The organism is Dehalococcoidales bacterium (genome assembly GCA_035529395.1).
Taxonomy (GTDB): domain Bacteria; phylum Chloroflexota; class Dehalococcoidia; order Dehalococcoidales; family Fen-1064; genus DUES01.
Genome location: DATKWT010000004.1, coordinates 1 through 5,177, shown reverse-complemented (window position 1 = coordinate 5,177; position 5,177 = coordinate 1). Strand labels below are relative to the sequence as shown.

Here is a 5,177-nt window from a genome sequence, read left to right as displayed (position 1 = left end):
AAGAGAACACTAGCCAGACAGGAAGGAGACCGAACCGAGAGGCGGGAAAGGAAGGAAGAAGAGGCAGTCAGGAGAGAGACCGAGCAACCGGCGCTGTTTGGCTTCTAGCCTGGTCTGTCAGGTAGTACACTGAAAAGGGCTGCGGGAAATCCCGCAGCCCTTTTCTTGTGCCTGAACCACAGACTGCTCTATTTGTGGCGTGGGCACCGTCCGAACCCCTTAAGGATGATACAACGCTGCCTTGACATACAGGAGTGAATGTCGTAATCTCGGTGAAAACAGGGGAGGAAATCGTATGGAAGCTTATTGTGTGAAGTGCCGCGCTAAGAGGGAGATGAAGGACGCCAAGGCCGTAACCATGAAGAACGGAAAACCGGCAACCCAGGGTGTCTGCCCCAACTGTGGAACCAAGATGTTCAGAATCGGTAAGAGCTAGGTCTTTGCTGGCATAGCCATTAGAATAGAAAGGGTTGGGTTTTCCCGGTATCGGGATGCCCAGCCTATTCGTTTATCCTCCGAGGGTAACATTATAGGCTTTTGTGTGACTTGGACTGCACAAGTCGTTTGTGAAACGTCTCGTTGGCTACCGGTCCGCACCGGCCGTACCTATCGTTGAAGAGGCAGGCTGAAGTGCCCTCAGGGTCGGATAGGGCTTTGACATTGAATGCGGCCCGATGTACCATTTGGTGCTGTGACTAACTGAAACGGCCACATCAAATGGTCCACGCGAATGCCAGGAAGAGGTATATCCATGAAAGGTCGAGTACGTACCTTTCAGATGATAGTGATTTCCGCCTTTATGGTAGGTATGGCTGTCATAGTTGCCGGGCAACTCCCGTTCCCGGAAGCTGTGGATGCCAGTACAGAACAGCCAGAGTACTCCGTACCCCACGATAAGCCAGGCCTTACCGACCCTGACGAGTTAGAAACCTTTATGGACGAGTTTGTGCAAGGACAACTGGATGAACACCACATTCCCGGGGCAACGGTGGCAGTAGTCAAGGACGGTGGGGCAATCTTCGCCAAAGGCTATGGGTACTCCGATATTGAAAAGCAAATACCGGTCAGTGCTGATGAGACACTTTTTCGAGTGAGTTCAGTCTCCAAGCTATTCACGTGGACCGCCGTGATGCAACTCGTAGAAAGAGGGCAACTGGACCTGAATACCGACATCAACATGTACCTGGAGAACTTCCGTATCCCGGACACCTACGCCGAACCCATCACGCTTTCGCATTTGCTTATGCACACGTCCGGGCTGGCGAGCCGGTTTCTTGGCACCGAAGCACACAGTGCCGAAGATTTACTGCCGCTGGGTGAAGTCCTGGCTAATAACATGCCCGACCGGGTACGGCCTCCCGGAGAGTTGACAGCTTACTCCAATCATGGAGCTGCACTGGCCGGATACATCGTGGAGCAGATTTCCGGTGTGCCTTTTTACCAGTACATCGAGGAAAATATACTGAAGCCCCTGGGCATGTCCCACAGCACCTTCCGGCAACCATTGCCGTCTGACCTTACCTCTAACGGAACCCCGGGATACATCTCTACGAACCATACTCAAAAGGCTGGTCAGTTCCAGTATTTCCAGTTGACACCGGCTGGCGGTATGAGCACAACAGCCGGGGACATGGCGAGATTCATGATTGCACACCTCCAGGGAGGGTTTTACAACGGCAATCGTATCCTGCAAGAACGTACTGCGCGAGACATGCAACAGCAGCACTTCACCCACGATTATCGACTCAGTGGAATGGGATACGGCTTCATTGAAAGGAAACTGAATACGCAGCGACTCCTCGTGCACACTGGTGGCACCAGGTACTTCTCTACACTCGTAGTGCTCCTGCCTGAACACGGTGCAGGCCTGTTCGTTTGCTACAATTGCGGGGGTAGGGGAGCGGCGCTGGAAGAGTTACTGCAGACATTCCTGAATCGCTACTATCCTTCACCTGACTCTCCCACCCTGAAACCACCAGCCGATTTCCAGGAGCGTGCCGGTAAGTATGTTGGCACATATCGACCTACAAACCGCCGATACACTACAATCGAGCGGGTAGGCGAGCTTTTCAACCTGGTCACCGTAACCGCCAGCCGTGACGGTGTATTGCTGCTCAGGCAGGGTGGTTCCGGACCCAGACGGCGCATCGAGGTGGAACCGCTGGTCTTCAGTAATGTTTACGACTGGAAGGTACTGGTTTTCCGCGAAGACAACCGGGGCCGTATCACCCACATGTTCGATGGTGACGCTCCCCAGATAGCCTTCATCAAACTCTCGTGGTATGAAACCCCCACGTTTCATTGCATTCTACTTGGAGTGTGCATGTTGGCTTTCCTATCCGTGCTACGGCACCCTGCCCAAGTGTTTCTGGATCGGCGCAGGGACAAGGTGAACACATCACATCCCGTGCTGCTCCAATTAGCCCGCCGGATGGCTGTGGGGGTCAGTGCATTGAATACCGCGCTGGTTATTATTCTGTTCATTCAATTGGGCAGGTCGGAGGAAATCGTATACGGCGTACCTGGACTCGCATACGCCGGACTCACAGCCGCCCTGGCATCCCCTGTTCTGATGATCGCGGTGGTCACCCTTGCTCTCCTATCGTGGCGCAGACGCTACTGGCGTTTGGCCTCGCGTCTGCACTACACACTCGTTGCCCTGGCAGGGGTGTTCTTCGTCTGGCAACTCTGGTACTTCAACCTGCTGGGGTTTCATTTCTAAGCATCCGTGGCTCGCTAACACCCCTTCTGTTTGCGCATATTACCTATGCCTAAAATGAGTCAAGTGCGCATGAGAAATAGGTATTTTGGTGGTTAGAGCAAGAGAGTGTCTATGCTAGGCTAATCCAGGACTGTACTTGTGACCAATTGCGAATTTTCCTGCTACGCCTATTGACGAGCTTGCTTCAACGGTGTATAGTACTAGGTTAGTTCAGCGGGAGACCCGGCATAGGCTTGGCAACAGTTTGCCGAGCCTAAAAAAAGGAGGGAAACATGATACCGAAAGGGAAAAGGAAGTTCATCTTTACCCTGGTAGCAGCATGTGTAATCGCCGCAATGCTGCTACCCGCCTGTCAGGCAGAGGAGGCTGGCGAAGTCAAAGAAGTGGAGAAGGAGGAACCGGCGCAACCGGATATCAAGAACCCGGGCACCTTCATCTATGCTACCATTGGACCGCCTGACTCTCTGGACCCGGCCTACGCCTACGATACCTCCAGCGGCGAGATTATCCAGGCTGTCTACGAGACGCTGCTATTCTGGAAGGGTGAGAGCACGACGGAGTTCGACCCCATTCTGGCTACCGAGTGGACTGTCTCCGAAGATGGCAAGACCTACCGCTTCAAGATTCGGAAAGGGGTCGAGTTCCACAACGGTAATACCATGACCCCCGAAGACGTGGAATATTCCTTCGAACGCGGTATGGTACAGGACTACGGTGCCGGCCCCCAGTGGATGCTTTTCGAGCCTCTCTTCGGTACGGACACTCACACCACACGGACCGACGACGGTCTGATTCCCCTCGACGAGATAAAGAGCAAGGTCGAGGTTGACGGCGACTGGGTACAGTTTAATCTGGTGTCTGCCTACGAGCCGTTCCTACAGATACTCTCCAACTCCTGGGGCAGCATTCTCGACATGGAGTGGTGCATTGAGAATGGTGACTGGGACGGCACCCAGGCCTCCTACGAAGCACTCAATGACCCGCCTTCCGGTGGCTCGCCAATTCAATCAGTCATGAATGGCACCGGCCCCTTCGAGCTGGAGAGATGGGATGAGGGCGTCGAGACCGTCCTCGTCAGGAACGACAACTACTGGCGTGCCCCGGCCAAGCTGGAACGCGTCGTCATCAAGGTTGTCGAGGAATGGACCACCAGGCGTTTGATGCTCGAGGCCGGTGATGCCGACCACGTCGACGTCCCCAGGGCCCATATTGACGAACTCGAGGGTGTTGAGGGTCTGACAATCTGGAAGGACCTCCCCACTCTCAATAACGATGCTCTCTTCTTCCAGTTCGACATCAGCGAGGAGAGTACGTTCACCGGTAGTGGTAAGCTGGACGGTGCCGGTATCCCCAACGACTTCTTTACCGACGTTGACGTCCGAAAGGGAATAGCCTACGCGTTCAACTGGGAGGTTTACCTCAAGGATGCCCTGAAGAACGAGGCGCAGCAGACCGGTTCGGCGATTGTCGAAGGTCTTTCATACTACGATGCCAACGCACCCAGGTACACATGGGACCTGGCCAAGGCAGAGGAGCACCTCAAGAAGGCCTGGGGTGGTGAGGTCTGGGAGAAGGGCTTCACCTTCACTATCGCCTATAATGCCGGCAACGTAACGCGGAAGATAGGCTGCGAGATTCTCCAGGAGAACCTGTTCAACATCAACGAGAAGTTCACTGTACTCATCCAGGTAATGCAGTGGCCAACCCTCCTCCGCGGTATGTATGCCGCGCTCATGCCGATGTTCCAGATAGGCTGGATGGCCGACTACCCGGATGCGCACAACTTCATCTTCCCGTTCCAGAGCAGTGCCGGCACTTTCTCCGGCTGGCAGAACTACAAGAATGCCGAGGTCGATGCTCTCATCGCCGAGGGGATCGCAGGGACTACCGCTGCTGCCAGAGAAGCTACATACCGTAAGCTGGACCAGTTGTATATTGACGATGTGCCCAGCTTTATTCTGGCACAACCTCTTGGCAGGCGCTATTTCCGCAGTTGGGTCAAAGGCTTCTACCATAACCCGGTACTGCCGGGGAACTACGGCAACCTGTACGATTTGAGCAAGGAGTACTAAGGCCTGGATTGGATGGCCGGGTACTTCCCTCTAGAAGCATAGGGGACGTGAGAGAGGCGAGGTAAAGCCCCTCGGGGCCTTACCTCGCTTTCCTTGAAATCCACAAAGGGGGCTCTTTCGTGGAACTGAGAGCTTACATCGCGCGAAGGTTGCTCCTTCTTATCCCGGTGCTCTTCGGGGTCACCCTGCTTATCTTTGCCGTCCTGCAGTTCTTCTCACCAGTCGAAAGGGCCACCCTCTACGTCAGAAGCCCTCAGCAATACAGTCAGCTCCCGGAAATCATCGAGAAATACGGCCTCAACGACCCGGTGTGGGTGCAGTACGGGACCTGGATGAACCAGATTTTCCATGGCAACTTCGGCTGGTCCAGAGTAGTCTCGCTA

General features: G+C 54.5%; 4 protein-coding genes. All 4 read left to right on the top strand.

What is annotated here, in order from left to right; all coding sequences use genetic code 11:
- The first annotated feature begins 295 nt into the window (after positions 1-295).
- Complete coding sequence (locus VMW13_00175; GenBank protein HUV43223.1) at positions 296-436, top strand: DUF5679 domain-containing protein; 141 nt, start codon at positions 296-298, stop codon at positions 434-436.
- Positions 437-751: 315 nt separating this feature from the next.
- On the top strand, positions 752-2,722 hold the full coding sequence (locus VMW13_00170) for a serine hydrolase domain-containing protein (GenBank protein HUV43222.1): 1,971 nt from the start codon (positions 752-754) through the stop codon (positions 2,720-2,722).
- A gap of 272 nt (positions 2,723-2,994) precedes the next feature.
- Entirely contained in the window at positions 2,995-4,794 is a 1,800-nt protein-coding gene (locus VMW13_00165; GenBank protein HUV43221.1) for an ABC transporter substrate-binding protein, read from the top strand.
- 119 nt (positions 4,795-4,913) lie between these two features.
- Positions 4,914-5,177 (top strand): hypothetical protein (locus VMW13_00160; GenBank protein ID HUV43220.1); only part of this gene is annotated, 264 nt, incomplete at its 3' end.